General features: G+C 58.6%; 26 protein-coding genes. 3 read left to right on the forward strand and 23 right to left on the reverse strand.

Features of this window, described 5'->3' with window-relative positions; all coding sequences use genetic code 11:
• Window positions 1-272: 272 nt before the first annotated feature.
• From ACM3N8_RS00620 to ACM3N8_RS00685, 14 genes are all read right to left on the reverse strand, one after another.
• Window positions 273-1,052: a TatD family hydrolase gene (locus ACM3N8_RS00620; protein ID WP_290018222.1), complete on the reverse strand. Its 780-nt coding sequence runs from the start codon at window positions 1,050-1,052 to the stop codon at window positions 273-275.
• Window positions 1,053-1,077: 25 nt separating this feature from the next.
• Window positions 1,078-2,025 carry a DNA polymerase III subunit delta' gene (gene holB, locus ACM3N8_RS00625; RefSeq protein ID WP_290018223.1) on the reverse strand — a complete coding sequence of 316 codons (948 nt, stop codon included), beginning with the start codon at window positions 2,023-2,025 and terminating at the stop codon, window positions 1,078-1,080.
• Window positions 2,010-2,651 carry a dTMP kinase gene (tmk, locus tag ACM3N8_RS00630; RefSeq protein ID WP_290018224.1) on the reverse strand — a complete coding sequence of 214 codons (642 nt, stop codon included), beginning with the start codon at window positions 2,649-2,651 and terminating at the stop codon, window positions 2,010-2,012. Before tmk ends, holB begins: the two co-directional genes overlap by 16 nt.
• Complete coding sequence (gene mltG / locus ACM3N8_RS00635) at window positions 2,651-3,652, reverse strand: endolytic transglycosylase MltG (protein ID WP_043555702.1); 1,002 nt, start codon at window positions 3,650-3,652, stop codon at window positions 2,651-2,653. Before mltG ends, tmk begins: the two co-directional genes overlap by 1 nt.
• On the reverse strand, window positions 3,642-4,496 hold the full coding sequence (pabC, locus tag ACM3N8_RS00640; RefSeq protein ID WP_290018226.1) for an aminodeoxychorismate lyase: 855 nt from the start codon (window positions 4,494-4,496) through the stop codon (window positions 3,642-3,644). Before pabC ends, mltG begins: the two co-directional genes overlap by 11 nt.
• A 20-nt stretch (window positions 4,497-4,516) precedes the next feature.
• Complete coding sequence (gene fabF, locus ACM3N8_RS00645) at window positions 4,517-5,758, reverse strand: beta-ketoacyl-ACP synthase II (RefSeq protein WP_290018227.1); 1,242 nt, start codon at window positions 5,756-5,758, stop codon at window positions 4,517-4,519.
• 81 nt (window positions 5,759-5,839) lie between these two features.
• Window positions 5,840-6,076 (reverse strand): acyl carrier protein, encoded by a 237-nt coding sequence (gene acpP, locus ACM3N8_RS00650; protein ID WP_005300909.1) that lies wholly within the window; start codon window positions 6,074-6,076, stop codon window positions 5,840-5,842.
• A 157-nt stretch (window positions 6,077-6,233) separates the two neighbouring features.
• Window positions 6,234-6,968, reverse strand: a complete 735-nt coding sequence (gene fabG, locus ACM3N8_RS00655) for a 3-oxoacyl-ACP reductase FabG (protein WP_043134809.1) — start codon at window positions 6,966-6,968, stop codon at window positions 6,234-6,236.
• A gap of 13 nt (window positions 6,969-6,981) precedes the next feature.
• A complete protein-coding gene (fabD, locus tag ACM3N8_RS00660) occupies window positions 6,982-7,917 on the reverse strand; it encodes an ACP S-malonyltransferase (RefSeq protein WP_042866378.1) in 936 nt (311 codons plus the stop codon).
• A gap of 72 nt (window positions 7,918-7,989) precedes the next feature.
• Complete coding sequence (locus tag ACM3N8_RS00665) at window positions 7,990-8,949, reverse strand: beta-ketoacyl-ACP synthase III (protein ID WP_042866376.1); 960 nt, start codon at window positions 8,947-8,949, stop codon at window positions 7,990-7,992.
• A 7-nt stretch (window positions 8,950-8,956) separates the two neighbouring features.
• Window positions 8,957-9,976, reverse strand: a complete 1,020-nt coding sequence (plsX, locus tag ACM3N8_RS00670) for a phosphate acyltransferase PlsX (protein ID WP_098984060.1) — start codon at window positions 9,974-9,976, stop codon at window positions 8,957-8,959.
• Window positions 9,977-9,985: 9 nt separating this feature from the next.
• A complete protein-coding gene (gene rpmF / locus ACM3N8_RS00675; RefSeq protein ID WP_005311492.1) occupies window positions 9,986-10,153 on the reverse strand; it encodes a 50S ribosomal protein L32 in 168 nt (55 codons plus the stop codon).
• Window positions 10,154-10,172: 19 nt separating this feature from the next.
• Entirely contained in the window at window positions 10,173-10,694 is a 522-nt protein-coding gene (gene yceD / locus ACM3N8_RS00680; RefSeq protein ID WP_042866373.1) for a 23S rRNA accumulation protein YceD, read from the reverse strand.
• Between the two features lie 742 nt (window positions 10,695-11,436).
• Window positions 11,437-11,835, reverse strand: a complete 399-nt coding sequence (locus tag ACM3N8_RS00685) for a hypothetical protein (RefSeq protein WP_098984061.1) — start codon at window positions 11,833-11,835, stop codon at window positions 11,437-11,439.
• 61 nt (window positions 11,836-11,896) lie between these two features.
• Between ACM3N8_RS00685 and ACM3N8_RS00690 the strand changes: the two genes are divergently transcribed.
• Window positions 11,897-12,202 (forward strand): hypothetical protein, encoded by a 306-nt coding sequence (locus tag ACM3N8_RS00690; RefSeq protein WP_290018236.1) that lies wholly within the window; start codon window positions 11,897-11,899, stop codon window positions 12,200-12,202.
• A gap of 83 nt (window positions 12,203-12,285) precedes the next feature.
• On the opposite strand, the gene ACM3N8_RS00695 is transcribed toward ACM3N8_RS00690, so the two are convergent.
• The 3 genes from ACM3N8_RS00695 to ACM3N8_RS00705 form a co-directional block, all read right to left on the reverse strand.
• Entirely contained in the window at window positions 12,286-12,951 is a 666-nt protein-coding gene (locus ACM3N8_RS00695) for an START domain-containing protein (protein ID WP_098984063.1), read from the reverse strand.
• 99 nt (window positions 12,952-13,050) lie between these two features.
• The gene (gene yidZ, locus ACM3N8_RS00700; RefSeq protein WP_043134819.1) at window positions 13,051-14,019 is read right to left on the reverse strand and encodes an HTH-type transcriptional regulator YidZ; all 969 of its coding nucleotides are present in this window, start codon (window positions 14,017-14,019) and stop codon (window positions 13,051-13,053) included.
• Between the two features lie 2 nt (window positions 14,020-14,021).
• Window positions 14,022-15,251, reverse strand: a complete 1,230-nt coding sequence (locus ACM3N8_RS00705) for an MdtL family multidrug efflux MFS transporter (protein WP_290018242.1) — start codon at window positions 15,249-15,251, stop codon at window positions 14,022-14,024.
• Between the two features lie 272 nt (window positions 15,252-15,523).
• On the opposite strand from ACM3N8_RS00705, the gene ACM3N8_RS00710 reads away from it, so the two are divergent.
• A complete protein-coding gene (locus ACM3N8_RS00710; protein ID WP_241278758.1) occupies window positions 15,524-16,105 on the forward strand; it encodes a Maf family protein in 582 nt (193 codons plus the stop codon).
• Between the two features lie 76 nt (window positions 16,106-16,181).
• On the opposite strand, the gene ACM3N8_RS00715 is transcribed toward ACM3N8_RS00710, so the two are convergent.
• Both ACM3N8_RS00715 and rluC read right to left on the reverse strand, forming a co-directional pair.
• Window positions 16,182-16,829: an HAD family hydrolase gene (locus tag ACM3N8_RS00715; protein WP_416015292.1), complete on the reverse strand. Its 648-nt coding sequence runs from the start codon at window positions 16,827-16,829 to the stop codon at window positions 16,182-16,184.
• Window positions 16,829-17,773, reverse strand: a complete 945-nt coding sequence (gene rluC, locus ACM3N8_RS00720) for a 23S rRNA pseudouridine(955/2504/2580) synthase RluC (protein WP_241324943.1) — start codon at window positions 17,771-17,773, stop codon at window positions 16,829-16,831. Before rluC ends, ACM3N8_RS00715 begins: the two co-directional genes overlap by 1 nt.
• Before the next feature lie 413 nt (window positions 17,774-18,186).
• Between rluC and rne the strand changes: the two genes are divergently transcribed.
• Window positions 18,187-21,366, forward strand: a complete 3,180-nt coding sequence (gene rne, locus ACM3N8_RS00725; protein ID WP_290018248.1) for a ribonuclease E — start codon at window positions 18,187-18,189, stop codon at window positions 21,364-21,366.
• 827 nt (window positions 21,367-22,193) lie between these two features.
• On the opposite strand, the gene ACM3N8_RS00730 is transcribed toward rne, so the two are convergent.
• From ACM3N8_RS00730 to apbC, 4 genes are all read right to left on the reverse strand, one after another.
• Window positions 22,194-23,666, reverse strand: a complete 1,473-nt coding sequence (locus tag ACM3N8_RS00730; RefSeq protein ID WP_042866360.1) for an inorganic phosphate transporter — start codon at window positions 23,664-23,666, stop codon at window positions 22,194-22,196.
• 433 nt (window positions 23,667-24,099) lie between these two features.
• Window positions 24,100-24,681: a dCTP deaminase gene (gene dcd / locus ACM3N8_RS00735; protein ID WP_043134827.1), complete on the reverse strand. Its 582-nt coding sequence runs from the start codon at window positions 24,679-24,681 to the stop codon at window positions 24,100-24,102.
• Between the two features lie 63 nt (window positions 24,682-24,744).
• Entirely contained in the window at window positions 24,745-25,389 is a 645-nt protein-coding gene (gene udk, locus ACM3N8_RS00740) for a uridine kinase (RefSeq protein ID WP_042866357.1), read from the reverse strand.
• A 109-nt stretch (window positions 25,390-25,498) separates the two neighbouring features.
• Complete coding sequence (apbC, locus tag ACM3N8_RS00745) at window positions 25,499-26,581, reverse strand: iron-sulfur cluster carrier protein ApbC (protein ID WP_290018249.1); 1,083 nt, start codon at window positions 26,579-26,581, stop codon at window positions 25,499-25,501.
• Between the last annotated feature and the right edge of the window lie 50 nt (window positions 26,582-26,631).

Consider the following 26,631-nt stretch of genomic DNA (forward strand, 5'->3'; position numbering starts at 1 on the left):
ATATAAAGTTTGAGAGGATCTTACAGGATCCTTCATATACATCAAGTATCGATAATGAATATTATCGATACTTATAGAGACCTTAATTAAACCTTTTGAACCTCGATGCTCACCTGCAGCAACAGCATCTTTAGTAGGCCGGTTTATCAGCGATGTCATTATGCTGACATTCAATACCAGTGAGAGATAACAGGTGGTGTAGGCAATGCTGACGAGGGGAAGTATGCGGATGATTTGAAATAAAGAGGCCCCGTTACCCGGGGCCTCTTCTTCTATTTTTTTGCCAACTTGAACAGTTCGAAGAAGTTGCGGCTGGTCGCTTCCGCCAACTCGGCCAGCGGGATCTGGCGAAGGTCGGCAACGAATTGGGCAACATCGCGTACGAAGGCGGGTTCGTTCTCCCTCCCCCGATGAGGAACGGGGGCAAGATAGGGAGAGTCTGTTTCAACCAGCAGGCGCGCCAGCGGCAACGCCTTGACCACGGCTTGCAGCGCGGATGCATTCTTGAAGGTCGCTATGCCGGAAATGGAAATATAAAAGCCCATCTCCATCGCGGCCTGGGCCATCTCCAGGGATTCGGTGAAACAGTGCAACACACCACCCACCTGGTCGGCGCCCTCTTCACGCATGATCTGCAGGGTATCTTGCTGGGCATCACGAGTGTGAATGATCAGCGGCTTGTTCAAGGCACGAGCGACCCGGATGTGTTCGCGGAAGGAGGCTTGTTGCACCTCCTTGTTTTCCGGCGAGTAGAAGTAGTCGAGCCCGGTTTCTCCTATGGCCACCACTCTTTCATCGCTGGCCTGCGTCAGCAACAGCTCCGCATCGACACCGGGTTCCTGATTGAGCGGATGCACGCCACAGGAAGCAAACACCTGGGGATAAGGGGCGATCGCCGCCAACATGGTCGGGAATTGTGCCTGGGTGACGCTCACACACAGAAAGTATCCCACGTCCTGCTGCGCGGCCTTGGCCAGCACGTCGGCCATGTCGGTCTGCTTGCTGCCATAGCTGAGGCGATCGAGGTGGCAATGGGAATCAACGAGTAACATAAAGAACCTTTGCGTCTTGTCAGTGTTATAACCAGCGGCTGAGCCAGTTCATCAGATGAATGGTGGGATTGGAGAGCTGGCCAGGTTGGCAGGCAGCCTTGAGCGCCACGAGCTGCTGCTCCGCCTCCAGCAATTTTTCGCTGGAGTTGCCTTCGGCCAACTGCTGGCTGAGGGCCGCCAGATCCGGCATCGCCAGCTGATGATGACCACAGCCGGCCTGAGTCTTGAGTGCATCGCACAAGAACAGCTGCAACCAGTGCAGTCTGACCTGGGTTTCATCCGCCAGCTGGCTGCAGACATGGGTGGCCCGGGTCGGGGTCTGTGACAGGGAGACGAAACTCTCCAGCAACTCCCGGCGTTTGCCATCCTGCTGCTCGTCGATGTAGCGCAGCACCCGCAGCGGGGCCCCCTGACAGATCCGCACCTGGGCCAATGTGGCCTGATGACCCTGCTCGGCCAGCCAGCGCACCGTCTCACCTTCCGTCGGCAACTGGCAGACATGCTTGTGGCAGCGACTCAAAATGGTGGGCAACAGACGGGAAACCTGGGAGGCGATCAGCAGCAAGAGGCTGTCGCCGGCCGGCTCCTCCAGGGTTTTCAGCAAGGCGTTGGCAGCGGACTCCGTCATGCGCTCCGCATCCGGGATGATCACCACCTTGCCACGGCCGAGCTGGGCCGAGTTCTGCAAGCGAGCACAGATCTCGCGAATGGCCTCGACCCCTATGGTCTTGCTGTCAGCAGGCAGGGTACCGAGATCCGGGTGATGACCCTTGTCAAACAGTTGGCAGGAGTGGCAAAGGCCACAGGGCTCTCCGCGATCCGGTTGCTGGCAGAGGTGCAAGCGCGCCAATCGTTCTGCAAGCTGCTCCTTGCCAAGACCGGGGTCCCCGAGCAGCAGCCAGGCATGGCCAAGCCGACCGGCCTGGGCCGTCTGGCTCAGGGCATGCCAATCCGGGATCAACCAGGGATACATGAGGGCTCATCTTTCAGGTAGTGGGCCAATGCAGTCTCGATGGCGGCCTTGACTTGATCCGGGGTTTGTCCGGCATCGATCACCCGGATGGAATCATCCCTGGCGGCCAGTTCGAGATAACGGCTGCGAGTGCGCTCGAAGAAGCTGAGCTGCTCGAGCTCGATCCTGTCCAGCTCGCCGCGATGACGGGCACGCTGCAAACCAAGGGCAGGATCGATATCGAGATAGAGGGTGAGATCCGGCTTGAAGTCACCGAGCACCGCCTGCTTGATGGCACCGATGAGCCCCGCATCTATGCCACGCCCGCCGCCCTGATAGGCCTGGGAGGAGAGATCGTGACGATCCCCCACCACCCAGCGACCCTCAGCCAGTGCCGGTTTGATCCGGGTTTCGACCAGCTGCACTCGGGAGGCATACATCAGCAGCAACTCGGCTTCTATGGTGAGGCGCTCGTCGTGCACCTCTTTGACGATGGCACGCATCCGCTCGGCCAGCGGGGTTCCCCCCGGCTCACGGGTGCATTCGATCTGGTCTATGCCGTGGTGTTGCAGATAATCGGTGACATAACGCACCGCGGAGCTCTTCCCTGCCCCTTCCAGTCCTTCAATCACAATAAATTTAGACATTAGGGCTTCTTCAATATGTATTCGCGAACCGCCCGATTGTGTTCATCGAGGGTCTTGGAGAAATAGTGGGCACCGCCCCCCTTGGCGACAAAATAGAGATAGTCGGTCGACTTGGGGTTGAGCGCCGCTTCGATGGAGGCCTTGCCCGGCATGGCGATGGGCGTGGGCGGCAGGCCGTCGATCACATAGGTGTTGTACGGATTCACGTCTGTCAGATCGCTGCGGCGGATATTGCCATCGTAACGATCCTTGACCCCGTAGATGACGGTGGGATCTGTCTGCAACTTCATGCCAAGGCGCAGGCGGTTAACGAACACGGAGGCGATCTGCGCCCGCTCGTCTGGCTGACCCGTCTCTTTCTCGATGATGGAGGCCATGATCAGCGCCTCATAAGGGGTCTTGTAGGGCAGATTGGCCTGGCGATTGTCCCAGCTCTGCTGCAGGAAAGCCCTCATGTCCTGATAGGCCCGACGCAGGATCGAGATGTCACTGGCATGGGTGGTATAGGCGTAAGTTTCCGGCAGGAACCAGCCCTCCAGCTTGCCATTGTCGATGCCGAGCTCCTGGGCCAGGTCGGCTTCAGATTGCTCCACAGTCAGCCGCTCCAGATAGGGCGCGCCGGAGAGCTGCTTCAGCCAATCCTCGAAACGGGAACCCTCGACGAAGGTGAGGCTGAAGTGAAACTCCTTGCCGGAGGCAAACAGGGAGAGGGTCTCCTTGAGTGGCGCCCCTTCCTTGATTTCATAGGTGCCAGACTTGATGGCAACCAGCTCGGGATGGCCTCGCAGCCAGAGTCGCACCGCCCAGGGGCTGGATTCCCCCTCCCCCAGCTCGGCGATCAAACGCGCCGCGTGGGCTCCCTTCTCGACGGTAAAGAGGCGCGTCGGCCCCTTGTTGGTGAGCGTCTCCACCTGCTGCCATTTGTAATGTACATAGCCCCCGGCCACGGCAACTGTCAGTGCCGCGCCCGCGAGCAGGGTGTAAAGCCGATTAAACTTCAATGACCAAACGCTCCTGTAAACGGCGGATCAATACCGGGCTGGGATACTGGGTATCCCCGATGCCGCTCACCGGCACTATGCCCATCAGGGTATTGGTCAGCCATACCTCTTCGGCCTGCCACAGTGACTCCAACGGAGCCTCCACGACACGCAGTTCAATACTCATCTGTTTTAGCATCCCCATCACGTGTCGCCGCATGATGCCATCAATACCGCAGTGAGAAAGATCCGGTGTAAACACCGTCTTGCCACGGCGCCAAAACAGATTGGCACTGACACCTTCTACCAGAAATCCGCGACTGTTCAAGACTATACCTTCGACTCCCGAACGCGCCGCAAGTTCGCTTTTCAGCAACACCTGCTCCAGCCGGTTCAGGGTCTTGAGTCCGGCCAGCATGGGGGCATCACCGAGCCGTTGTTGACAAACCAGCAGTGGAATGCCGTTTTGCTGCCAGCCCAGATAGTGGCTCGGATAATCGGCAAGGGAGACGATCCGGGTCGGCGTCTGGCAGCCGCTGCCGTCATAGCCTCGGCCACCTGTGCCACGGGTCAGCATCACCTTGGCGACAGCCTGCGTCTGGCCGGCGGCAAGCTGCGCCACCTCGCGGGTCAGGGTTGACCAGTCCATCTCGGCAAACCCGAGTCTGGCACTGGCCTGCTGCAGGCGCGTCAGATGGGCCGGCCACCAGACAACCTGACCATGCTTGATCAGCATGGTGGTGAAATGACCATCCCCATAGGCCAGCCCACGATCCCTGGCGGACACAGCATCTGTCTGCATTCCATTGATAAGCAAAAGGATCCCTCCGATAAAAAAGGCCCGATACTGACGTATCGGGCCCATACTGTCCGCCCTGGGGCGAATTATACGCGTTTGAAGATCAGTGAGCCATTGGTGCCACCAAAACCGAAGGAATTGGAGAGGGCATACTCAAAGTGACCGGCCTTGGCCACATGAGGCACCAGATCCAGATCACACTCTTCGTCCGGGTTGTCCAGATTGATGGTGGGCGGTGCCATCTGATCACGCAGTGCCAGCACTGTGATGATGGCTTCTATCGCACCAGCCGCACCCAGCAGATGGCCGGTCATGGACTTGGTGGAGCTGATCATCAGGGCGCTGGCATGTTCGCCAAACACCTGCTTCATGCCGCGCAGCTCGGCCACATCCCCCAGCGGGGTGGAGGTGCCGTGAGCATTGATGTAACCAATCTGCTCGGGGGCAATGCCGGCATCCTTGATGGCGTTCTTCATGGCGCGGGCGCCACCGTTGCCGTCAGCGGGCGGTGCCGTCATGTGATAGGCATCGCCACTCATGCCAAAGCCAACCAGCTCGGCATAGATCTTGGCGCCGCGGGCCCTGGCGTGTTCGTACTCTTCCAGTACCAGCACACCGGCGCCATCACCCAGCACGAAACCATCGCGATCCTTGTCCCACGGACGGCTTGCCTTTTGCGGCTCGTCGTTGCGGGTAGAGAGCGCCTTGGCCGCCGCAAAACCGCCCATCCCCATCGGGGTGGAGGCTTTCTCGGTACCACCGGCCACCATCACGTCCGCATCACCGTAGGCGATCATGCGGCCGGCCATGCCGATGGCATGGGTACCCGTAGTACAGGCTGTGGTCACGGCTATGTTGGGGCCTTGCAGACCCTTCATGATGGAGAGATGACCGGACACCATATTGATGATGGTGGACGGTACGAAGAAGGGGCTCAGCTTGCGCGGGCCACCGTTGATCAGGCTGCTGTGGTTCTGTTCGATCAGACCCAGACCGCCGATGCCGGAACCTATGGCCACGCCAACCCGTTCTGCGTTCTCTTCGTTGATCACCAGACCCGAGTCATCCAGTGCCTGGATCCCCGCCGCCACGCCGTACTGGATGAAGAGATCCATCTTGCGGGCTTCTTTGCGGTTGATGCCGTACTGTTCGGGATCAAACTCTTTGACCTGGCCTGCGAAACGGGTCGCAAACTCGCTGGCATCAAAGTGTTCGATGGGAGAAATGCCGCTCTGCCCGTTGAGCAGGGCTTGCCAGCTGGATTCGGCAGTGTTGCCCACCGGGGAAAGCATCCCCAGGCCGGTCACCACGACTCTGCGTTTTGACACTGAGCTAGTCTCCGAGAGCTATTTTGAAAGGGGTAAACATAAAAGAAGCGGCCCTTGGGCCGCTTCTTTCAGAACAGGAACTTATTCCTGATTAGCGGTGATGTAATCGATAGCCGCTTGAACAGTGGTGATCTTCTCGGCTTCTTCATCAGGAATTTCGGTATCGAATTCTTCTTCCAGCGCCATTACCAGTTCAACGGTATCCAAAGAGTCAGCGCCCAGGTCGTCGACGAAGGAGGCAGCGTTTTTAACGTCTTCCTCTTTAACACCCAGTTGTTCGATGATGATTTTCTTTACGCGTTCTTCGATGTTGCTCATGACCTGAATTTTCCTTTAAAAATACGCTATTGCGTCTGGTTGGGGTAGTTTATTCAATTGACGTGAGTTTGCAAGTAGCTTGCCGCTGGTCAAACCACGAAATTCGCCAAACTTCGGCGTACTATCGCAAATTTGAACAGATCTCACGACAAATTGATTACACCATGTACATCCCGCCATTAACATGCAGGGTTTCGCCAGTGATATAGGCGGCGTCATCAGACGCCAAGAATACCACAGCTGCGGCAATTTCTTTTGGATCGCCCAAACGGGCAGCAGGCACCTGATTCATGATGCCGGCACGTTGATCGTCATTCAGGGCACGGGTCATGTCGGTCTCGATGAAACCGGGCGCAACCGCATTCACTGTGATACCACGGGATGCCACTTCCCGTGCCAACGATTTGGTAAAGCCAACCAGACCCGCCTTGGCGGCGGCATAGTTGACCTGGCCCGCATTGCCCATGGTACCGACCACTGAGCCTATGCTGATGATCCGGCCATGACGCTTCTTCATCATGGCACGCAATACCGGCTTGCTCAGACGGTACAGTGAGGTGAGATTGGTGTCGATGATTTCATTCCACTCATCATCTTTCATGCGCATCAACAGGTTGTCGCGGGTAATGCCGGCATTGTTGATCAGGATGTCGATCTCGCCAAAGCGTGCCTTGATGGCCGCAAAGATAGTTTCGATGGATTCCGGACTGGTCACGTTCAGTGCCATGCCGCAACCCTGCTCGCCCAGATAGGCGCTGATCGCCTCTGCGCCGCTCTCGCTGGTCGCAGTGCCGACGACTTTTGCGCCACGGGCCGCAAATGTTTCGGCAATTGCCCGGCCGATGCCACGACTGGCACCTGTCACCAATACAACCTTATCGGTAAAACTCATGATCTGCTCCTGTTTACTTGGACTGGGCCAGCGCCAGCTCGAATGAGGCGGCATCGTTGGCGTGAATGCCTTCCACGCGCTTGTCGATGCGCTTGGCCAGCCCGGTCAATACCTTGCCCGGCCCCATCTCGATCTCGAGGGTGACACCCTCATTGGCCATCCGCTCCACCGTCTCGGACCAACGGACCGGACTGAACAGCTGACGCACCAGGGCCTGCTTGATGGCGGCCGGATCCTGTTCACAGGACACGTCGACATTATTGATGACTGCGATGGTTGGAACCTTGATCTCGATCCCGTCCAGCGCAGCCGCCAGTTTTTCTGCCGCCGGTTTCATCAGGGCGCAGTGGGAGGGTACGGAGACCGGCAACGGCAGCGCACGCTTGGCACCAGACTCTTTCATCAAGACGTTGGCGCGCTCCACCGCTTCCTTGTGACCGGCGATCACCACCTGGCCCGGGGAGTTGAAGTTGACCGGGGACACGACCTGACCTTGCGCCGCTTTTTCGCAATTGGCGGCGATGGCCTCGTTGTCCAGACCTATGATGGCGGCCATGGCGCCTGTGCCTTCCGGTACCGCCTCCTGCATGGCCAGACCACGCAGTTCAACCAGTTTGACCGCGTCGCCAAAGGCCAGGGCACCGCTGCACACCAGGGCGGAATATTCCCCCAGGCTGTGACCGGCCATGACGGCGGGGGTTGCCCCACCCTGCTGTTGCCACAAACGCCACAGAGCGACGGAGGCTGTCAGCAGCGCCGGCTGGGTACGCCAGGTCTTGTTCAGATCTTCAACCGGACCATCCATGACCAGGGCAAACAGGTCATAACCCAGCACCTGGCTCGCCTCGGCGAAGGTTTCCTTGATCACGGCGTGCTGCTCGGCCAGCTCGGCCAGCATGCCGACGGTTTGGGAGCCTTGTCCCGGGAAGGCAATGGCAAATTGGGTCATCATTGATTCCTTTAAGGTAAGACGAAAACGAAATCGGTCGCGGGATGGTGCAGGACCCCATCCCGCTGAAGATCAGAGGCGAACCAGCGCCGAGCCCCAGGCAAAACCACCGCCGAAGGCCTCCAGCAGCACCAGCTGACCCGGTTTGATCCGGCCGTCGCGCACCCCTTCATCGAAGGCGATGGGCACGGAGGCGGCAGAGGTGTTGCCGTGCTTGTCGAGGGTCAGCACCACCTTGTCGAGGCTCATGCCGAGCTTCTTGGCGGTCGCGCTGATGATGCGGAAGTTGGCCTGGTGCGGCACCAGCCAGTCGAGCTCGCTCGGCTCGACACCGGCAGCGGCCAGGGTTTCGGTCACCAGCTCGCTCAGACGGGTTACCGCCACCTTGAACACATCGTTGCCCTTCATATACATGTAGGCTTCGAGCTCGGCTCCCGGCATGCCACGACGGGGTTGCGGCAGCTTGAGCAGATCGCCATAACGGCCATCGGCATGGAGGTGGGTCGACAGTATCCCTGGCGTCTCGCTGGCACCAATCACCACGGCGCCGGCACCATCCCCGAAAATGATGATGGTGCCGCGATCTTGCGGATCGCACATGCGGGAGAGCACATCGGCACCAACGACCAGCACATGGCGGGCGGCGCCGGACTTGACGAACTGATCGGCGATGGAGAGTGCGTAGGTGAAACCGGCGCAGGCGGCCGCCACATCAAAGGCGGGGATGCCGGGCACGCCGAGCAGCCCCTGCAACTCGCAAGCGGCGGCCGGGAAGGCGTTCTCGGCGCTGGTGGTGGCCAGCACTATCATGTCGAGATCGGCCGCGGTCAGACCCGCAGCATCCAGGGCGCGCAGGGCGGCCTGGTGAGACAAGGTGGCGACGGTTTCGTCGGCACCGGCAATACGGCGTTCACGGATCCCGGTACGTTCCACGATCCACTCATCACTGGTTTCAACCATTTGCTCGAGATCGGCGTTGGTACGCACTGAACTCGGCAGATAACTGCCAGTACCCAGAATTTTGCTATGCATAGAGTTCTTATAGATCCCTGTCGGAAAAGACAGATTCAAGGCGATCTGCTATTTGCAATGGAAGTTGATGCTTGGCCTCTTGTGCGGCCAGCAGGATCGCATTACACAGAGCGCGCCGTTCGGCCCGCCCATGGCTTTTTACCACAATGCCGCGCAATCCTAACAGACTTGCGCCGTTATACTGGTCGGGGTTCAGGTAAGAAAAACGTCGTTTGAACATAAATCCGGCGATACGGCCAAGAAAACTGCGTTTCTTGCGGGGATATCCGGCCAGCTGGGCCATCATCCGTACCACACCTTCCGCCGTCTTGAGGGCAACGTTGCCGACAAAACCGTCGCAGACAATCACGTCGCACTCGCCGCTGAAGATGCGATCCCCCTCGACGAAGCCGACGAAATTGAGCGCGCTGCACTGACGCAGCAGCTCTGCGCTGTGACGCACCAGATCGTTGCCCTTGATCTCCTCCTCCCCCACGTTGAGCAAGGCGACCCGGGGAAAGGCGATGCCTTCCACCTTCTCGGCCACCACTGAGCCCATCACCGCAAATTGCAGCAGGGTATCGGCATCGCAGCTCACGTTCGCCCCCAGATCCAGCATCACGGTACGCTTGCCGCCCAAGGTCGGCAGCGCCTTGATGAGCGCGGGTCTGTCGACGCCGGGCAGGGATTTGAGCACGCACTTGGCCATGGCCATCAGGGCACCGGTATTGCCGGCACTGACGCAGGCATCGGCCTCACCGGCTTTCACCAGATTGAGCACAACCCGCATGGAGGAGTCTTTCAGGGTACGCAGCGCCACGATCGGCTTGTCGCCCATGCCAACCACCTGGGATGCATGCACGAAACGAACGCGAGGATGAGTCAGCAAGCCATGTTGCTGCAACAAGGAGGTAGTCTGGTGCTGATCACCGACCAGGATCAGTTTTAACTGGGGCAAAAGAGACAGTGCCTGCACGGCGGCAGGCACTGTTTCCGAGGGGCCAATATCTCCCCCCATTATGTCTAGCGCGACAGTTTGCGTAGACAAAGGCAATCCTTAAGCGATTACCTTTTTACCGCGGTAGAAACCATCGGCAGTCACGTGGTGACGACGATGAATTTCACCACTGGTCTGATCAACAGTCAGAGCTGCACTGGTCAGCGCATCGTGTGAACGACGCATGCCACGCTTGGCACGGGTTTTACGGTTCTGTTGTACGGCCATTGTAGGCTAACTCCTAGATTCACTTACGTTTAAGCTCTTCAAGAACTGCAAAGGGATTCGGCCGCTCATCAGCAGGTTCGATATCACCCCAAGTCATCTCCATGTTACCACGCGGGCAAGCATCCATCGGATGCATCGCCACCTGAGGCAACGAGAGGATGAGTTCATCCTCCAGGATTTGATGAAGATCTATCTCGCCGTTTTCGTCCAACTCAATGGGCTCATAAGCTTCCGGCAGTTCTTCCTCGTTTGTTTTTTCAAACAGCGGAGTGTAGATAAAATCAGCTTCACAAAGGTGTTCGAATGTATCTCCACAACGCTGGCAAACCAGGTCAACCTTGGCATGGGCAGTGCCTTTCATAACGGTCAACTTCTGGACATCTTTGCCAAAGTGCAGTGATACATCGACATCACTCTGCAAGCCTGCGGTTGATGCCTCCAGCCTGGGCATCTGCGACTTTTCCACTATCCCGACATAGTCGAGCAGCTTCAAGGCATTACGGACTGGATCAACCTTAACGGGCAACTTCACCTTTTGCATAGGGCGCGAATATTATAGGTCCAACAACTGATAGTCAAAGGAAAAAGTCCTTACCGCCGATGATTTTAACCATACAAGTCCCTGAGATGCCGGGACTTGTTCTCATCGGTGGCTGATTATGCCATAAACCTGAGGATCCTACACAGGATCCTGCCTGCATTCGGCACATATCGAGTGTGCCGCGGTCTCGCTGACCTTGTCTCTGCTGCCCCCTCAAGAGTGCGTAATCCGAAGTCTTGTCGTCATATGACCGCCACATGCTCCCACTCCCTTTCATTCGCCGCGGCAATCCGCAGGCAATGTCTGCTGACCACTGGCCATGTTTGTCTGGCGGCAGCGTTCAGCGTGAAAGCCAACTCAGCTATCTCACTCCAACCCCCTGCGATCGACCGAGGCACCGATGTGACTGCGAGAGGATGTCGGTTCACAGATGCTTTTCATGCCAAGTCATGACCGTTTTTCATTCACGTCCCCTGTAGTTACCAGCAGGCTCTTATATCCAGCCACCGATTAACGATATTGAGCCTTCTGAAAATAAGGGCGTTATCACGGTCAGCAAGGGCAGAGTCAATATTTGGTGAAGATGGAATAGAAGTAACTCCCTCATATGACTGCGATGGGGAATATTTTATATCAACTGTTCTGATTACATGTCATGGCTGACGCCAGGACATTATCGGGAACCTCCACCCTAGATTAAATACGCCAGCAGTGCTGGCGCATGACATGTCATCGATACCCATCACTGTGTATAACAAGAGTGGGTTTCAAGGTTCATGAATGACGTTTTACTCGCATCCAGCAGAACCGGGGCACAATGGGCATAACCTATTGCCCCATCGGTGGCGCGCAGGGTACTGATATAGGTCCCCCGAGGATAAGATATAAAGGTGGAGCTTCCCGCAGGAACATCTCTGGTGTCATAAATGCCCTCTCCTATGATTTCAATATAGGCACTGGCACGGGAACTCTGATTCATCAGCGTCAGACTCACAAAGTCTCTTGGCGTCTGCGCAGCCGCGGCACTGAGCGCATCCATCGCCGCCGGAGCGGCCGCAGGCTGCGCCTCATCAGCCGCCACGCCGCCCATAGTGCCCAGTGACAAGCACAGCAGGGCCGCAAATATAGGTAATTTTTTCATGATATATCCTTATATGGTCAGATGGTGACTAGCACGGCAAGAAAGATCCTGTTTCTTGAGGGTGGCTATATTAGCCTCCTTGCCATTGGCTCTTCATTCGTTTGTAACGGATGGAGATATTGGTGCCAGAAATGACGATAAGGTAAAAAAGGTGTTAAAACCTGAACTGGAAATTAACGAGAATGATTTATTCATGCGTGATATTCCCGCCCCGGTCAAAACAACTGACAAAGACTTGTCTGACACAATGCAGATAAAGATGGGGAATGAAAGAAGTATGATAAATATCATGAGGTTGGCGCTATATACCGTTTTTCATGACCTAGATATGAGCGACACACTATTTACCCTGATGGTCTGGCAGTGAAAGACACATGCAAGATTATTGATAAGGATGATATTTAAAAACGCCCCGGCTTAAGCCGGGAGAATACCCATCAAGGGCAAACCTCAAGGAAGAACCTGGCATGAATGCCACTTGTCAGCAGAGTGTTGCCGCGCACAAGCGCAAGGTTGGGGTGGCACTGCTTCCATCAGCCGGCGAATGGCTCGAAAGCTGTCCAGCGCCGCTTGGGCGGCAATCGGATTGACGAGCCAGCTCGGCAGGCTGTCGCCCGGGTTGGTGTAGGTTTCAAGACGCACCAGGGTGGTGCCGTTCAGTTGTGGCAATGCCTCCCAGCGCCCTTCACTGGCCCGGATCCGCACTCGCCCCGGATGGGGTGGCAGTGCATCGGGCGCCGCCCATACCGTCAGTTGCAGGCTGCAATCGGCATTGCGCCGCAGGCGAGAATGAGTGATCAGCTCTCGCTCCTGCACCGGCCAGGGAGCCGACAAGCGGGTATACACCAGATCTTCATCGGGCGCCGGCTTTGCCAGCACGCGCACCTCCAGGCTCTGGGGCAGCCACTCCTGATGACGGGCGGTATCGCGCAGCACGGCCAGCAAGGCGGATGGGGGCGCCGCTACGTTCATTTCCAGGCGCAGGGCCAGAAATGTCCCCGGTGGGTGGGCGCGGGTCCATAACAAGATGCCGGCCTCCCCCGTCTGCAGTTGCCACCCTTGTCCCCATGCCGGCAAACAGAGCAGCCACAGCAGCCATATTCCATGTCTCGTCATCTGATGCCCTCGCCTGATCCTGCTTATGCTTATAGCCGCTTTTTGGCTGGCAGGGCGGTCTGTCTGCTGGCGGGCCGACATGTACCGGGCAGATGGTGGCTAGCCGGGCTCCCCCATGTGTTCGTGATAGAGCCGCTTTATCTCGTCTCGCAGCCAGAGCACCTTGGTGTTGTAGTTGTTGCGCTTGTGCCAGAGCAGGATAAAGGCGATGTCGAGCTGGCGATACAGCGTTTCTTCCAGCGGCAGTGGCAAGGAGATCAGGTTGTCGTGATGCAAGCTGGCATAGCTGGCGCAATAGGACGGCACGACCGCTATCAGCTCGTGGGCGGATTGGGCGGCAATGTGCAGCGCCTGCTCGAAGCTGGAGACCCGGATCGGCACCCGTCGGCTGAGTCCCTCATCATCGAGCAGGCTGTCGAGCGCCCAGGCATCGCTGGCCTCCCACACCACGCTCACATGGGGGTAGGCAAGAAAATTGTCCAGGCTCCACTTGCGGGCCAGCAGGGGGTGATCCTTGCGCAGAAACACCACGGGTCTGTCTTCGAACAACACCTCGTGATCGATGTAATAAGGAAGGCGGTTGACCCGGGCCAAGGAGCTGGGGTGCGTCTCGCGAGCACAGAAACCGAGATCGGCATCGCCATTGATGATGTCGCTGAGGGAGTGGTGATCCCAATTCATCACCTTGATGGTCGACTTGCGGTACTTCTCGTAGATGACCATGGGCAGGCTGTTGAGAAAGCTGATGTAAAAGGGGGACTCCAGCACCAGTCTGAAGGCTGCCCCTTCCGGAATCGCGTTGCCGCAGAGGGAGGCTATGTTGCCCGACAGCTGAAACCACTCCTTGAGCTCCTCTTCCAGACTCAGCGACAAATTGGTGGGCTCCAGTCCCCGCTGCGTACGGATAAAGAGCGGATCGTCAAACCAGTCGCGCAGGCGAGCCAGCGCCTTGCTGACCGTCGGCGCCGTGACATTGAGCCGCTTGGCCGCCTTGGTCGCGCTGCGCTCTTGCAACAACAACCTGAATACCACCAACAGATTGAGATCGAGTTCGACCAGAGGGCGCATGATCAGATTTTCTCCACGGACTGGGGATCGCAGGGCACCTGGTCGGCCACAGGCCCCATGATGCGAAAGGCGAGATAGAGTAGCACGGCGAGGAGGAGCGAATAAGCCAGCAACAGGAGGGGCGCCAGACCAAGCCAGCCCATCAGCCAGATATAGAGCGCCGAGCTGGCTATCTGAATGATGCACAGGGTCGCACTGGCCAGGGCGATCTGGTGCCGGCAACTGGCGAGAGCCTCGCCCATCGCGATGCCGAAGCTGGCGGAAAAACCGATGCAAACGAAGGCAAAGCCAAGACGGATCAGCCAGAGCGCCCACAACGGCGAGGAACCATCATGGGCCAGCGCCATCAACAACGCCTCCTGCCGGGAGGCCAGCAGCAACAAGAGTGCCACCCCCAGGGCGCCGTGGGCCCAGGCCAGCACCCTCTCCTTGCCCCACCGGCGGATCAGCACGGGATTGAGAAAAGAGGTGATCATGCTGATCGCAGCCATCGCCATCATGATCTCGGCGTAACCTGCGGTATCCAGCCCCATCCCCGTCATCAATATCATGGGTGAGGTACTGACATAGGTCAGGATGCAGGTCATGCCGGTACTGGTCAGGCCGCACATCCACAGATACTGTCTCGTGCGCAAAAATCCAAGGCGTTCGGCAGTATGGGAAACTGTCTGTCTCCCCTCCCCTGGGCGGGTTTCCCGCAGCCAGAGCAGGGTCACCAGCGCCACCACGGCGCCGAGCAGGGCCATGGCCTGGAAGATGGCAGGCCAGTCGAAGCGGGCCAGGATCAGATAACCGAGCAGCGGCGCCAGCACGGGGATCACGCAGATGACACCGTTGATCATCGACAGGACAGCCGCCAGCCTGGCCGGCACCAGCACATCCCGCAGCACCGTAAAGGTCATGATGTAGAGGGTGCCGGCCCCTATCCCCTGACCGATGCGACCCAGCAGAAATGCCGTGATCGAGTCGGCACTGCCGGCAGCCAGCGAGGCCAGCACAAAGATGAGGGCGCCCCCCAGGATCACCGGCTTGCGGCCATATCGGTCGGCCAGCAGCCCGCCCGCCAGCACGGTAGCGGCCATGCCAAACAGATAGGCTGAAAACGCGGTATGCAACTGCGCCGCACTGGCCTCCAGCGCGACTCCTATCTGGGGGAGCGCGACCAGATAGAGATCTATGCCCACCGGGTAGAGGGTGATCATCAAGAAACAGCAAACAAGGTAGGGACGCATGACAACTCCAGCAGCAGGGGACTGTCGCCCACCCAGGGCATGACAGTCGGATAAGCCTGCCACTATAGGGAAGAGGCCGATGAATGAGTCGATAGCGACACTTTCCAATCTGGAAACCGGGGGCAATCGCACGCCCTTCGCACTGCGGCCACACGGAATGAATCCGGGATACCAGCAGATCATGCCAAATACGAAAATCCCATCAGGTATTTGCCCGGCTCACGGCGCGGCGATACCATCGGCGCCTGACCGCATCGAACCAGGACATCACAATGCCAACACAGCTGATCCTCGCCTCCACTTCCCGTTATCGAAAAGCCCTGCTGGAAAAGCTCGCGCTTCCTTTTGAATGCGCGGCCCCCGAGGTGGATGAGTCTCCCCTGCCCGGCGAACCGGCCGAGGCGCTGGTGGCGCGGTTGGCCCTTGCCAAGGCAAGCGCCATTGCCGACCGGTTTGATCAGGGACTGATCATAGGGTCCGATCAGGTGTGTGTCTGCGACGACCAGATCCTGGGCAAACCGGGTACTGTGGAAAAAGCGGTGGCACAACTGATGGCCGCGCAAGGTCGCAGCGTCACCTTCCATACCGGCCTGTGCGTGCTGGATGCCGCCAGCGGCCGGGCCGAGCAGCTGGTGGAGCCTTTCACCGTGCACTTTCGCACCCTGGACGAGGCCGCCCTTCGCCGCTATGTCGAGGCTGAGCTGCCCCTCGATTGCGCGGGCAGTTTCAAATGTGAAGGCATGGGGATAGTGCTGTTCAAGGGGCTGGAGGGGCGCGATCCCAACGCCCTGATCGGTCTGCCGCTGATCGGCCTGATCGAGCTGCTGGCGCGCCATGGCCTCGCTCTACCCTGACGGGAGCGACATGCCAGCAATGAAAAACGGGAGCCAAGGCTCCCGTTTTTCATCTATTCATCCGCTATATCGCAGGCTAACCCAACAACCGCTTGAGCTCATCCATGGTATCGACAACGGCAAGCGGATCATGTGCCTGCAACCGGCGCTTGTCATGCACGCCCCAGCTCACCCCGATCCGCGGCATGGCCAGCGCCTCTGCCATCGCCATGTCGTGGATGGAGTCGCCAATCATCACCGCCTGGTGCGCAGCCAAGCCCAGCTCATCCAGAATTTGCGTCAGCATCAAGGGATCGGGTTTGGAGTTGGCCTCGTCCGCACCACGGGTGGCGGCAAACAGCGGCCGCAGTCCGGTATCATCCAGCACCCGATCCAGGCCACGGCGCGACTTGCCGGTGGCCACCGCCAGCGCTATCCCCTGCCCGTGCCAGTGGTGCAGCAGCTCGCTCGCCCCGACAAACAGCGGGCTGGGCGTGGCGTCATGCACATAATGGTGACGATAGCGGGCGATCAGGGCGTTGGCCTGCTCACCACCCGGCGCCAGCGCAAACAGCTGTGGAATGCCGACCTCCAGGCTGAGCCCTATGATCTGATGCGTCTCTATCGCCATGGGCACTGGCTCGCCACAATCGCGAGCCGCCCCCGCGACGCAGGCGACAATCCGGCCCACCGAGTCCATCAGGGTACCGTCCCAGTCGAAAATGGCGAGTCGGACCGCCTTCATCAGCGAGCCAGCTTGTTCAGGAAGTTGTCGAGTTCAGGCGCGAGCGGTGCTTCCACCTGCATCTCGCGGCCGTCGACCGGATGGGTAAAGCTCAGCTTCCAGGCATGCAAAAACAGCCGTTTCAGCCCTTGGCTGCGCATTTTCTCGTCAAAGGCCGCTTCCCCATACTTGTCATCACAGGCGATGGGATGACCGGCATGTTGGGTATGCACCCGGATCTGGTGGGTACGGCCGGTGATCGGGCTGCACTCGACCAGGGTGGCCTCGGCAAATTGACGGGCGATGCGGAAACGGGTTTCGGATGGCTTGCCGTCACTGCTGACCCGCACCACACGTTCACCGGATTGCAGATCGTTCTTGCGCAGCGGCGCATTGACCACCTTGACGTGTGCCTGCCATTGGCCGCGTACCAGCGCCAGATACTGTTTGCGCATGGTCTTGACTCGCAGTTGCTCGTGCAGGCTGCGCAGGGCGCTACGCTTCTTGGCAACCAGCAGTACGCCTGAGGTATCGCGATCCAGCCTGTGTACCAGCTCCAGGAAGCGGGCATCCGGGCGCAGGGCGCGCAGCCCCTCGATGACGCCGAAACTCAAGCCGCTGCCACCGTGCACGGCCATGCCGGACGGTTTGTTGAGCACTATCATGGCGTCGTCTTCAAACAGGATCTGGCTCTCCAGACGCTGAATGCTGCCGAGGTTGGCCGAGGGCAGTTCGTTTTTCTCGGCAACCCGCACGGGAGGCACCCGCACCTCGTCGCCTGGGCAAAGCTTGTATTCCGGTTTGATGCGCTTTTTGTTGACGCGCACTTCCCCTTTTCGAAGGATACGATAAATCAGGCTCTTGGGGACGCCCTTTAGCTGAGTCTTGAGAAAATTGTCGATGCGCTGCCCTTCATGCTCAGCTTCGATGGTGAGCAGCTGCACTTGTTGTTGTATCTGTGTCATGGCGCGGATTTTAACACCGCCGGCGGCCCTTGGCTGCATGCTTTGTTGAAAAATGGCGCCTTGCTATAAAAGTGGTTTAAATGGGATAATAAACAAGGTTTTGTCATTGTGTTCAAGCCTTGTACTAAGTGGCCAAAATTTATGCCACCCAATCCCGAAACACCGTGTATATAAGAACATGACGGTTCCCGGGTGCGAGGTACAGCGCATGGAGAACACAAACAGAACCGATTATTTGTCTCCACACCGGCATCCTTAATTCATGCCTTCTCGAGAAGGCCGAACCAGAGCGCCCTTAGTTTGCGCCTCATGCATACCCCAACCGGGAGGTTGCCCAAGTATGCTGAAGACCCGAGGCCGGCGCCGGCAGGATCCTGTGGAGGAAATCAAAATGACAAAATAACGAGAACTCAATGAAAAGAATGCTAATCAACGCGACTCAGGAAGAGGAGTTGCGCGTAGCGCTGGTTGACGGACAACAGCTCTACGATTTGGATATTGAAAGTCCGGGACACGAGCAGAAAAAAGCGAACATCTACAAGGGTAAAATCACCCGCGTAGAACCCAGTCTCGAAGCTGCTTTTGTCGACTATGGCGCCGAGCGTCACGGTTTCCTGCCATTGAAGGAGATCGCCCGCAATTACTTCCCCTCCGGTTACTCCTATCAGGGTCGTCCCAACATCAAAGAAGTGGTCCGCGAAGGCCAGGAAGTGATCGTCCAGATCGATAAGGAAGAGCGTGGCACCAAGGGTGCAGCCCTCACTACCTTTATCAGCCTGGCCGGCAGCTACCTGGTGCTGATGCCGAACAACCCCCGTGCCGGTGGTATCTCCCGCCGCATCGAGGGTGATGAACGGACAGAACTGAAAGAAGCCCTGAGCGGCCTGACAGTGCCGGACGGCATGGGCCTCATCGTGCGTACCGCCGGTGTGGGCAAATCCCCGGAAGAGCTGGAATGGGATCTCAACGTTCTGCTCAACCACTGGGATTCCATCCACAAGGCGTCACAGGACCGTACCGCTCCCGTGCTTATCCACCAGGAAAGCAACGTGATCGTGCGCGCCATTCGTGACTACCTGCGTCGCGATGTCGGCGAGATCCTGATCGACGACCCTGTCATCTTTGAACGTGCCCGTGCTCACATCGAGCTGGTTCGTCCCGATTTCCTCAACCGCGTGAAGCTGTACAAGGGTGAAGTTGCCCTGTTCAACCACTTCCAGATTGAGAGCCAAATCGAGTCGGCCTTCCAGCGCGAAGTGCGCCTGCCCTCCGGCGGCAGCATAGTCATAGACCCGACCGAAGCACTGACCTCCATCGATATCAACTCCTCCCGCGCCACCAAGGGCGGCGATATCGAAGAGACGGCGCTGCAAACCAACCTGGAAGCGGCCGACGAGATTGCCCGTCAATTGCGTCTGCGCGACCTGGGGGGTCTGATCGTCATCGACTTCATCGACATGACGCCGGTTCGCCATCAGCGCGAAGTGGAAAACCGTCTGCGTGAAGCCGTGCATCAGGATCGCGCCCGCATCCAGCTGGGCCGGATCTCCCGTTTCGGTCTGCTGGAGATGTCTCGCCAGCGTCTGCGTCCCTCCCTCAACGAGTCCAGCAGCCACATCTGCCCCCGTTGCCAGGGTCAAGGGGTCATCCGTGACAACGAATCACTGGCCTTGTCCATCCTGCGTCTCATCGAAGAAGAGGCCATGAAGGACAACACAGAGCAGGTTCATGCTCAGGTGCCGGTCGATGTTGCCGCCTATCTGCTCAACGAGAAGCGCGCCTCCATCGCCAGTCTGGAACAGCGTAATGAAGTACGTCTGTACATCATTCCGAACCAGCATCTGGAAACCCCGCACTACGAAGTGACCCGCATTCGTCAGAACGAGATCCCGGAAGCGGCCAGCTACGAGCTGAAAACCGAGATTGCCAAGCCGGTCTACCAGCCGAAGCAGGCTCAGGTGATCGAACGCGAGCAACCGCTGCTGCAAGGCTTCGTCCAGGCTCCTCAACCGGCCGCCCCTGCTGCTCCTGCGCCCGTCGCGGCACAGCCACAGGTTGCCGCCGAAGCGGGTCTGTTTGGCAAGCTGTTCAAGGCCATCTCCGGCTTGTTCGGTTCCGACACCGCCCCTGCCGACGTGAAGGCTCCTGCCGAGAAACCGGCTGCGCCGCGGGAAGCGCGCAAGGATGAAGGTCATCGTCACCAGCGTGATGAAAACCGTGGCCGTGGCCAGCGTCCCCGTCGCGACGACAACCGCAGCAACCGCAACACGGCGGAAGCCGGCGAGAAGCGCGAAGGCGCGGCCAATCGCGAGGGTGGTGAGAACCGCAATCGTCGTCCGCGTAAAGAACGCGAACCGCGTCAAGAGCGTGAGCCCCGTCAGGAACGTGAAGCCCGCGGTGAAGTGCGCACTGAACAGCGCATGGAACGTGAGCCCCGCGAACCTCGTCAGGAACGCGAACCGCGCGCCCCGCGTCCGGCTCGTGAGCCCCGTGCACCGCGTGAGCCCCGTGCCGAGCTGGTCGTTGAAGCGGTAGAAACCGTTGAAACTGCCGTCGTCAGTGCCGAGCCCCAGCAGGAAAAAGAGCAGAAAGTCGCCGAGCGCCGCGAACGTCGTCAACTGCGCAAGCAGATCCGTGCCGATGTCCCGGCCAGCAACCCTGCTGCCCAGCCGACTGATGAGCCGGTTGCTGCCGTGGCCGATGCCGCTGACACAGTGGAACAGAGTGACGAACAGGCCGACGGCCAGCGTCGCTCCCGTCGTACGCCGCGCAGCCAGCGTATCGAAGGTCAGCGTCGCAAGCGCATCAACGAAGATGCCCGCAGTCAGCGCGATGATGAAGAGCAGCAAGCAGACACCCCTATCCTGACCACGGCAGCCCAGGCTGATGCGGCTCAGGTGAAAGTGGAAGAGCCGGCTGTGCCCGTCATCACAATCCCGAGCGCCGAAGCCATTGCCGCCGCCGTACAAGCCTCTGCTGCACTGACCGAGCATGTGGTGGTGGAAGCCGTTGCCGAAGAAGACCGTGAGCAAGCCGAAGCCGTGGCGACCGCCGCCCCCGTCGTGACCGAAGCCCAGGTTGAAGCTGCCCCTGTTGTGGCTGCCGAGCCGGTTGTCGCAGACGTGGTGGCCACAGCTGTGGTTGCCGAAGCGAGCGTCGTTGTCGCACCTGCTGACGACGTCGTTGCGACTGTGGCCCCTGTCATCGAGGCGGCTGCCGAGGTTGTTGCACCCGTTGTCGTGGAAGCCGCACCTGCAGTTGAACCAGCGCCCCAGGTTGCTGAACCTGTAGCTGCCGTAGCTGCCGTAGCTGCCGAGCCAGTCGCAGCCGTGGTTGTTGCCCAGGCAGAGCCGGTAGCACCCGCTGCCGTTGCTGCGCCTGTGGTCAACCAGGCCAAGAAAGGCGCCGGTCTGCTAGCCGGTGCCCGCAAGGCTTCTGCCCCGATGGCAACGCCGGCGGCGGCCCCAGCCCTGCCTGCGCAGGCACCTGTCGAGCAGGCACCGCTGGTGCGCAATGACGTGACAAGCTCTGGCCGTCATGGTGGCAGCACGGCTGCTGTCAACGTGGCAACCAGCCCGGCTGGTCGTCCTTGATTGCCAGCCAGCTAGCCTGATGGAAAAGAGCCACACACTGTGTGGCTCTTTTTTTATCTTCTGTTTAGGCTTGGGTGTGAACCGAGTCACTGACTCCCAGCCTTCCCCCATCGCTTTTCTCTTGTCGCACCGAGCACTCGGTCACACCAGAGCCACTCCTTCTCCTCGCACGTCAGCCAATGCAAGAAGAGACTCGCCCGTTGTACGCCCCAATAAGCTGCAACGCCTGGTTACCCCTTTCGCTGTCACATCCAAGCCACTGGCGACCCAAGCCAAGATCTCATTCTTTATCCCCCCTGCCGCTTATGAGTCACCCTGTGTGCCCGTCAGACTTGTTGTCCATGCCTCGTCAATGAATAGCACCCTGGCCTATCCTGGTCGCCCATCAGCTCGGCTTGCCCCAGGTGACAACGCTCCCGCGCGCAGCGCCAAGCACAGACAACAGAATGAGAGGTTGCGCCTTTTCGCCCTCTTGGCTCCCCGCTTCAATCCCTATCAAATACGGAGCAAGACCTTGTGTCTTGCAACGGATGGCACACAGCGCAGCATAGGAGCATCCGGGTTTGACGTCCCTATTGCTGTAGACAGTTGTTGAGCAGGCTGGATTATTCACTTCGCTCAATCTGTGTTGCTATGTGTTTAACATTACAAGTTTGATGGCATATGAAGAGTGAAAACATCAGAAGCAGGTCATCGACTCTCTTTCTGCCCGTCTGCCCGGGCAGATGATTTGCACTCTCCCAACCAAAGAACGGTGCTGTGCGGGATCTGTAGACATGAAAAAAGGGCCCGTAGGCCCTTCGTCAATATCTGAGGTTGCGCTGTCATCAGCCGCCAAACAGGTGGTGGCTGATGAGGAACAGGCCACCAGAGAGCAGCATGGTGAGCGGCAGGGTAAGCACCCAGGCCATCAGTATGGTCTTGATGGTCTGGCTCTGCAGGCCTGACTTGTTCGCCACCATGGTCCCCGCTACCGCAGAGGAGAGGATATGAGTGGTGGAGACGGGCATACCGGTCAAACTGGCAACACCGATGGAGGCAGCTGCCGTGATCTGGGCGGCGATGCCCTGGCTGTACGTCATGCCGGTGGAACCAATCTTCTCGCCGACCGTGTAGACGATGCGACGCCAGCCCACCATGGTACCGCAACCCAGCGCCAGTGCGATGGAGACGATAACCCAGGTCGGGGCATATTCGGCGGTCGCAGTCAGATCCTTGCGCCATTTGGCCAGATCGGTCAGCTCCTTGGCCGGCAACGGCAGCTTGGAGACCTTGCGCGCGGTATCGTCGATGCACAGCAGCAGACGGCGCACTTCACGACGGTCGGTCAGATCCAGCTCTTCATAGGTCCGTACCTGGCCGAGACGATTGTCCAGGGTTGCCATGGCTTGCAGTGCGCCATTCGCCGCACAATGGGTCATCAGCTCTTCCTGGGCCTGAGCAGGCACCTTGAAGTCCACCACATGAGCAACCTGCTCATGGTTGCGCTGATAGATCTCCATGATGCGCTGGTTGGCATCCTGGGTGCGATCCAGATCGTAGGAGCGGCTGTTCATGTCCAGAGCAAAATAGGCGGGTGCCATGCAGATCAGCACCAGCATCACCAGACCGATGCCCTTCTGGCCATCGTTGGAGCCGTGCACGAAGCTCACGCCCATGGCGGAAGCGACCAGAGTGAGGCGAGCCCAGAACGGCGGATGCTTCTTGCCGTCCACCAGCAGGCGCTCTTCCGGGGTCTTGTGGATCTTGCTGCCCAGCCAGACTCGCTTCATGGCAAACAGCAACAGGGCTGCCACGACAAAGCCGACGGTCGGGGAGATGATCAGGGAAAGCATGATATCGATCGCTTTGGCGACGTTGATACCCTGAGTCAGCGGCTGATGGTTGAGCCAGGCATAGGCACCGCCCACCCCCAGGATGGAACCGATCAGCGTGTGAGAACTGGAGGCCGGAATGCCCAGGAACCAGGTCCCCAGATTCCAGACAATGGCGGAAAACAGCAGGGAGAACACCATGATCAACCCCTGGGTGGAATCCATGCCCAACAGCAAATCAATCGGCAGCAAGTGGACAATGGCATAGGCTACGCCCAGACCGCCGAACATGACGCCAAAAAAGTTGAAGATCCCGGATGCGACGACCGCCAGGTGAGCCGGCATCGCCTTGGTATAGATAACCGTTGCTACCGCGTTGGCGGTATCGTGAAAGCCATTGATGAATTCATAGGCCAACACAAAAAAAACGGCCAATACCAAACCGATTGACCATAACAAACCCAAACCACTAAACATTTCAAACATAAAAACGAACCTGTTTATGAGTTGCGGCGGATTATGCCAGAAGGCTGGTTGCGCCATACCCGTTGTTGAAATATTTCAGTAAGAAAAAAAAAGAGCATTCTCTCAAAAAATAGCTTAGAGCCAGCATTCATGCGGCTTGTCCATGATTAATTAAACAGATCCAAGCTGACAAAAACAGTCTCCAAACGGGAACAATTCATCACGATATCGCCCGGCGGCACCGGATCTTGCTCGGCGTCACCGTCAGCTTTCGACCGACAGAATCGCGACATCTGTACAAAGGACAAGCAAAAGCAAGCCACTCCCCTGCCCCATCACACCCGTCCCATCTTGCCTTGCCGCCCAAATCCGACGGCGAAGGGCGCCAATGGCGCCCTCTTGTTTAACAGATTGCAACCGGATCCGCTGTCGACCGGATCACGCACCGCCGATCTCAATCCTGATTCATACGGCTGGCAACGGCGCCCTGCTGGCTCTTGTACTTGGCATTTTCCCGCTTGTTGTAGGGACGTGCCGCGGCCCCGGAGAGCATCTCGAAGTTCAGTGCGCCTATCTTCATCTTGGGACGCAGCGCCAGCGGCAACTTGCCGCCGTTGTAGAACTCCAGCACGATGCGGCCGGACCAGCCCGGATCGATGCGGTGCGCGGTCACGTGCACCATCAAGCCGAGACGGGCCAGAGAGGAGCGACCATCCAGCCAGCCAACGATGTCGGCCGGCAGAGTAACGGATTCATAAGTCACCGCCAGTGCCAGTTGGCCCGGGTGCAGATAGAAGGCTTCCCCATCTGCGATGTGGATCTCGTCGCTCATCACCCGATCGATGGCGTCGGCCATCTCGCTGCTCGGGCCGCTCAAGTCGATATAGGGGGCGGTGTGATCGCGAAACACTCTAAACTCGTTGCCCAGCAGCACATCGACGCTGACGCCGCTGATCCGCTCAACACCGGGTCTTGGCTCAATGACGATCTTGCCTTCATCCAGATGACGTTCAATATCGGTATCACAAAGGCGCATTGGGCGACTCTCCTGACAAAATGTTCATTTAAAAAAGCCGGGCATCACCCGGCTTGTTTCATCTTAACCAATCAACATGTGGCGGATACGCGCCTTGAGCATGTCGATGGCGATGCGGTTCTTGCCACCGCGTGGCACTATCACGTCCGCGTACTGCTTGGAAGGCTCGATAAACTGCAGGAACATGGGACGTACCGTCTTCTGATACTGCTTGAGCACGGAATCCATGGTACGACCGCGCTCTTGCACGTCACGCACCAGACGGCGCAGCAGACAGATATCCAGCGGGGTATCCATGAAGATGGAGGCATCCATCAGATCCCGCAAGCGGCTGTCGGTCAGCAGCAGGATCCCTTCCAGAATGATCACCCGGCGCGGGGCGAAGGGGGTCACCTCGCTCATGCGGGTGTGCTCTGTGTAGGAGTACTGGGGAATGTTGACCGCGTCGCCTTTCACCAGCTGGCTCAGGTGCTGTACCAGCAGATCGTGATCCAGGGCATTGGGGTGGTCATAGTTGGTCTTGACCCGCTCTTCCATGGTCAGGTGGGTCTGATCACGGTAGTAGCAATCTTCGGTGATCACACCAATCTGACCCGCGCCCAGTTCGGCCACCAGCTCTTCATAAATGGTTTGGGCTATGAGGCTCTTGCCGGACGCGGATGCGCCAGCAATACCGATGATCACACACGAATGTTGAGTATCAGACATTGAAAATACCTAAAGAGAAGAGCAGTGGGGATTGTTTAAACCGATCCATTATATAAAAAAGGGTGAGCCATGCCCACCCTCAAATCCACCTCAACCACACGACAGCCGATTATTCATCCACCGCCATCGTATAAAGGGGGGTCGCAATCGGTTTACCGCTGAAATAGAGCTCGGCACCCACTCGGCGAGCCAGTTTCATATAGGCCTGAGCCAGGCTTCCTTCCGGTGCGCCGAACACGGTCGGGCAGCCATCATCCATATGCTGGCGGATATCTATGTGCAGCGGCAGCTGACCAAGCAGTGCCACATGATACTGCTCCGCCATCTTCTGGCCGCCGCCGGTACCGAACAGGGGCTCGTGATGACCGCAGGCGCTGCAGACGTGATAACTCATGTTTTCTATGATGCCGAGCACGGGCACATTGACCTTGTTGAACATGGCGACCCCCTTGCGGGCATCCGTCAGCGCCACGTCCTGCGGCGTGGTCACGATCACCGCCGCCGAGGTCGGCACCTGCTGGGCCAGGGTGAGCTGGATGTCACCCGTGCCTGGTGGCATGTCCACCACCAGATAATCCACTTCGCCCCAACGGGTCTCGTGCAGGATCTGGGCCAGCGCCTTGCTCGCCATGGGGCCGCGCCAGATGGTGGCATCCTGCTCGTCCACCAGATAACCGATGCTGTTGCTCTTGAGACCGCAGGCCATCACAGGCTCCATCAGCTTGCCGTCATGGCTGACGGGGCGCTCCTTGACCGTGCCCATCATGGTCGGAATGGAGGGGCCATAGATGTCCGCATCCAGAATGGCGACTCGCGCCCCCTCCTTTTGCAGCGCCAGCGCCAGGTTGACGGCCGTGGTGGACTTGCCCACCCCGCCCTTGCCTGAGGCGACCACCAGGATGTTGCGAATGCCCTGCACCGCCGCCAGCCCTTGCGCCCGCGGCAGGCTGGCCACTTCGATGTCACATACCCAGTCGATGCGGGTAGCGCCGGTGGCACTGCGCAACCGGGCATCGAAGTCCTGCTTGATCTGCTCAAACAGGGAACGTCCGGCAAAGGGCAACACCAGCCTGATGGTCAGGCTTTGCCCTTGCTGCACTGCGCTGCGCACAAACCCGGCCGCAACCAGATCCTTGCCCCACCCTGTCGGCTTAAATTCGGCCAGGATCTGTTTTACTGAATCAATCACCATTAACTCCTCATTATCTTGTCATTATCTTGAGGTGAACGGTTACCGCACAC

It is taken from the genome of Aeromonas sp. A04, assembly GCF_047780465.1.
Taxonomy (GTDB): Bacteria; Pseudomonadota; Gammaproteobacteria; order Enterobacterales; family Aeromonadaceae; genus Aeromonas; species Aeromonas bestiarum.

Excerpts from the sequence above, each read along its gene's own strand:
- udk (WP_042866357.1), bottom strand. The coding sequence starts at position 25,389 with ATGTCTGATACTCAACATTCGTGTGTGATCATCGGTATTGCTGGCGCA.
- pabC (WP_290018226.1), bottom strand. The coding sequence starts at position 4,496 with ATGGGCCCGATACGTCAGTATCGGGCCTTTTTTATCGGAGGGATCCTT.
- rluC (WP_241324943.1), bottom strand. The coding sequence starts at position 17,773 with ATGACACAGATACAACAACAAGTGCAGCTGCTCACCATCGAAGCTGAG.
- ACM3N8_RS00685 (WP_098984061.1), bottom strand. The coding sequence starts at position 11,835 with ATGAAAAAATTACCTATATTTGCGGCCCTGCTGTGCTTGTCACTGGGC.
- yceD (WP_042866373.1), bottom strand. The coding sequence starts at position 10,694 with ATGCAAAAGGTGAAGTTGCCCGTTAAGGTTGATCCAGTCCGTAATGCC.
- rne (WP_290018248.1), top strand. The coding sequence starts at position 18,187 with ATGAAAAGAATGCTAATCAACGCGACTCAGGAAGAGGAGTTGCGCGTA.
- ACM3N8_RS00695 (WP_098984063.1), bottom strand. The coding sequence starts at position 12,951 with ATGACGAGACATGGAATATGGCTGCTGTGGCTGCTCTGTTTGCCGGCA.
- holB (WP_290018223.1), bottom strand. The coding sequence starts at position 2,025 with ATGTATCCCTGGTTGATCCCGGATTGGCATGCCCTGAGCCAGACGGCC.
- acpP (WP_005300909.1), bottom strand. The coding sequence starts at position 6,076 with ATGAGCAACATCGAAGAACGCGTAAAGAAAATCATCATCGAACAACTG.
- apbC (WP_290018249.1), bottom strand. The coding sequence starts at position 26,581 with ATGGTGATTGATTCAGTAAAACAGATCCTGGCCGAATTTAAGCCGACA.
- rpmF (WP_005311492.1), bottom strand. The coding sequence starts at position 10,153 with ATGGCCGTACAACAGAACCGTAAAACCCGTGCCAAGCGTGGCATGCGT.
- ACM3N8_RS00705 (WP_290018242.1), bottom strand. The coding sequence starts at position 15,251 with ATGCGTCCCTACCTTGTTTGCTGTTTCTTGATGATCACCCTCTACCCG.
- yidZ (WP_043134819.1), bottom strand. The coding sequence starts at position 14,019 with ATGCGCCCTCTGGTCGAACTCGATCTCAATCTGTTGGTGGTATTCAGG.
- ACM3N8_RS00665 (WP_042866376.1), bottom strand. The coding sequence starts at position 8,949 with ATGCATAGCAAAATTCTGGGTACTGGCAGTTATCTGCCGAGTTCAGTG.
- dcd (WP_043134827.1), bottom strand. The coding sequence starts at position 24,681 with ATGCGCCTTTGTGATACCGATATTGAACGTCATCTGGATGAAGGCAAG.
- ACM3N8_RS00730 (WP_042866360.1), bottom strand. The coding sequence starts at position 23,666 with ATGTTTGAAATGTTTAGTGGTTTGGGTTTGTTATGGTCAATCGGTTTG.
- ACM3N8_RS00710 (WP_241278758.1), top strand. The coding sequence starts at position 15,524 with ATGCCAACACAGCTGATCCTCGCCTCCACTTCCCGTTATCGAAAAGCC.
- ACM3N8_RS00715 (WP_416015292.1), bottom strand. The coding sequence starts at position 16,829 with ATGAAGGCGGTCCGACTCGCCATTTTCGACTGGGACGGTACCCTGATG.
- ACM3N8_RS00620 (WP_290018222.1), bottom strand. The coding sequence starts at position 1,052 with ATGTTACTCGTTGATTCCCATTGCCACCTCGATCGCCTCAGCTATGGC.
- fabG (WP_043134809.1), bottom strand. The coding sequence starts at position 6,968 with ATGAGTTTTACCGATAAGGTTGTATTGGTGACAGGTGCCAGTCGTGGC.
- tmk (WP_290018224.1), bottom strand. The coding sequence starts at position 2,651 with ATGTCTAAATTTATTGTGATTGAAGGACTGGAAGGGGCAGGGAAGAGC.
- fabD (WP_042866378.1), bottom strand. The coding sequence starts at position 7,917 with ATGACCCAATTTGCCATTGCCTTCCCGGGACAAGGCTCCCAAACCGTC.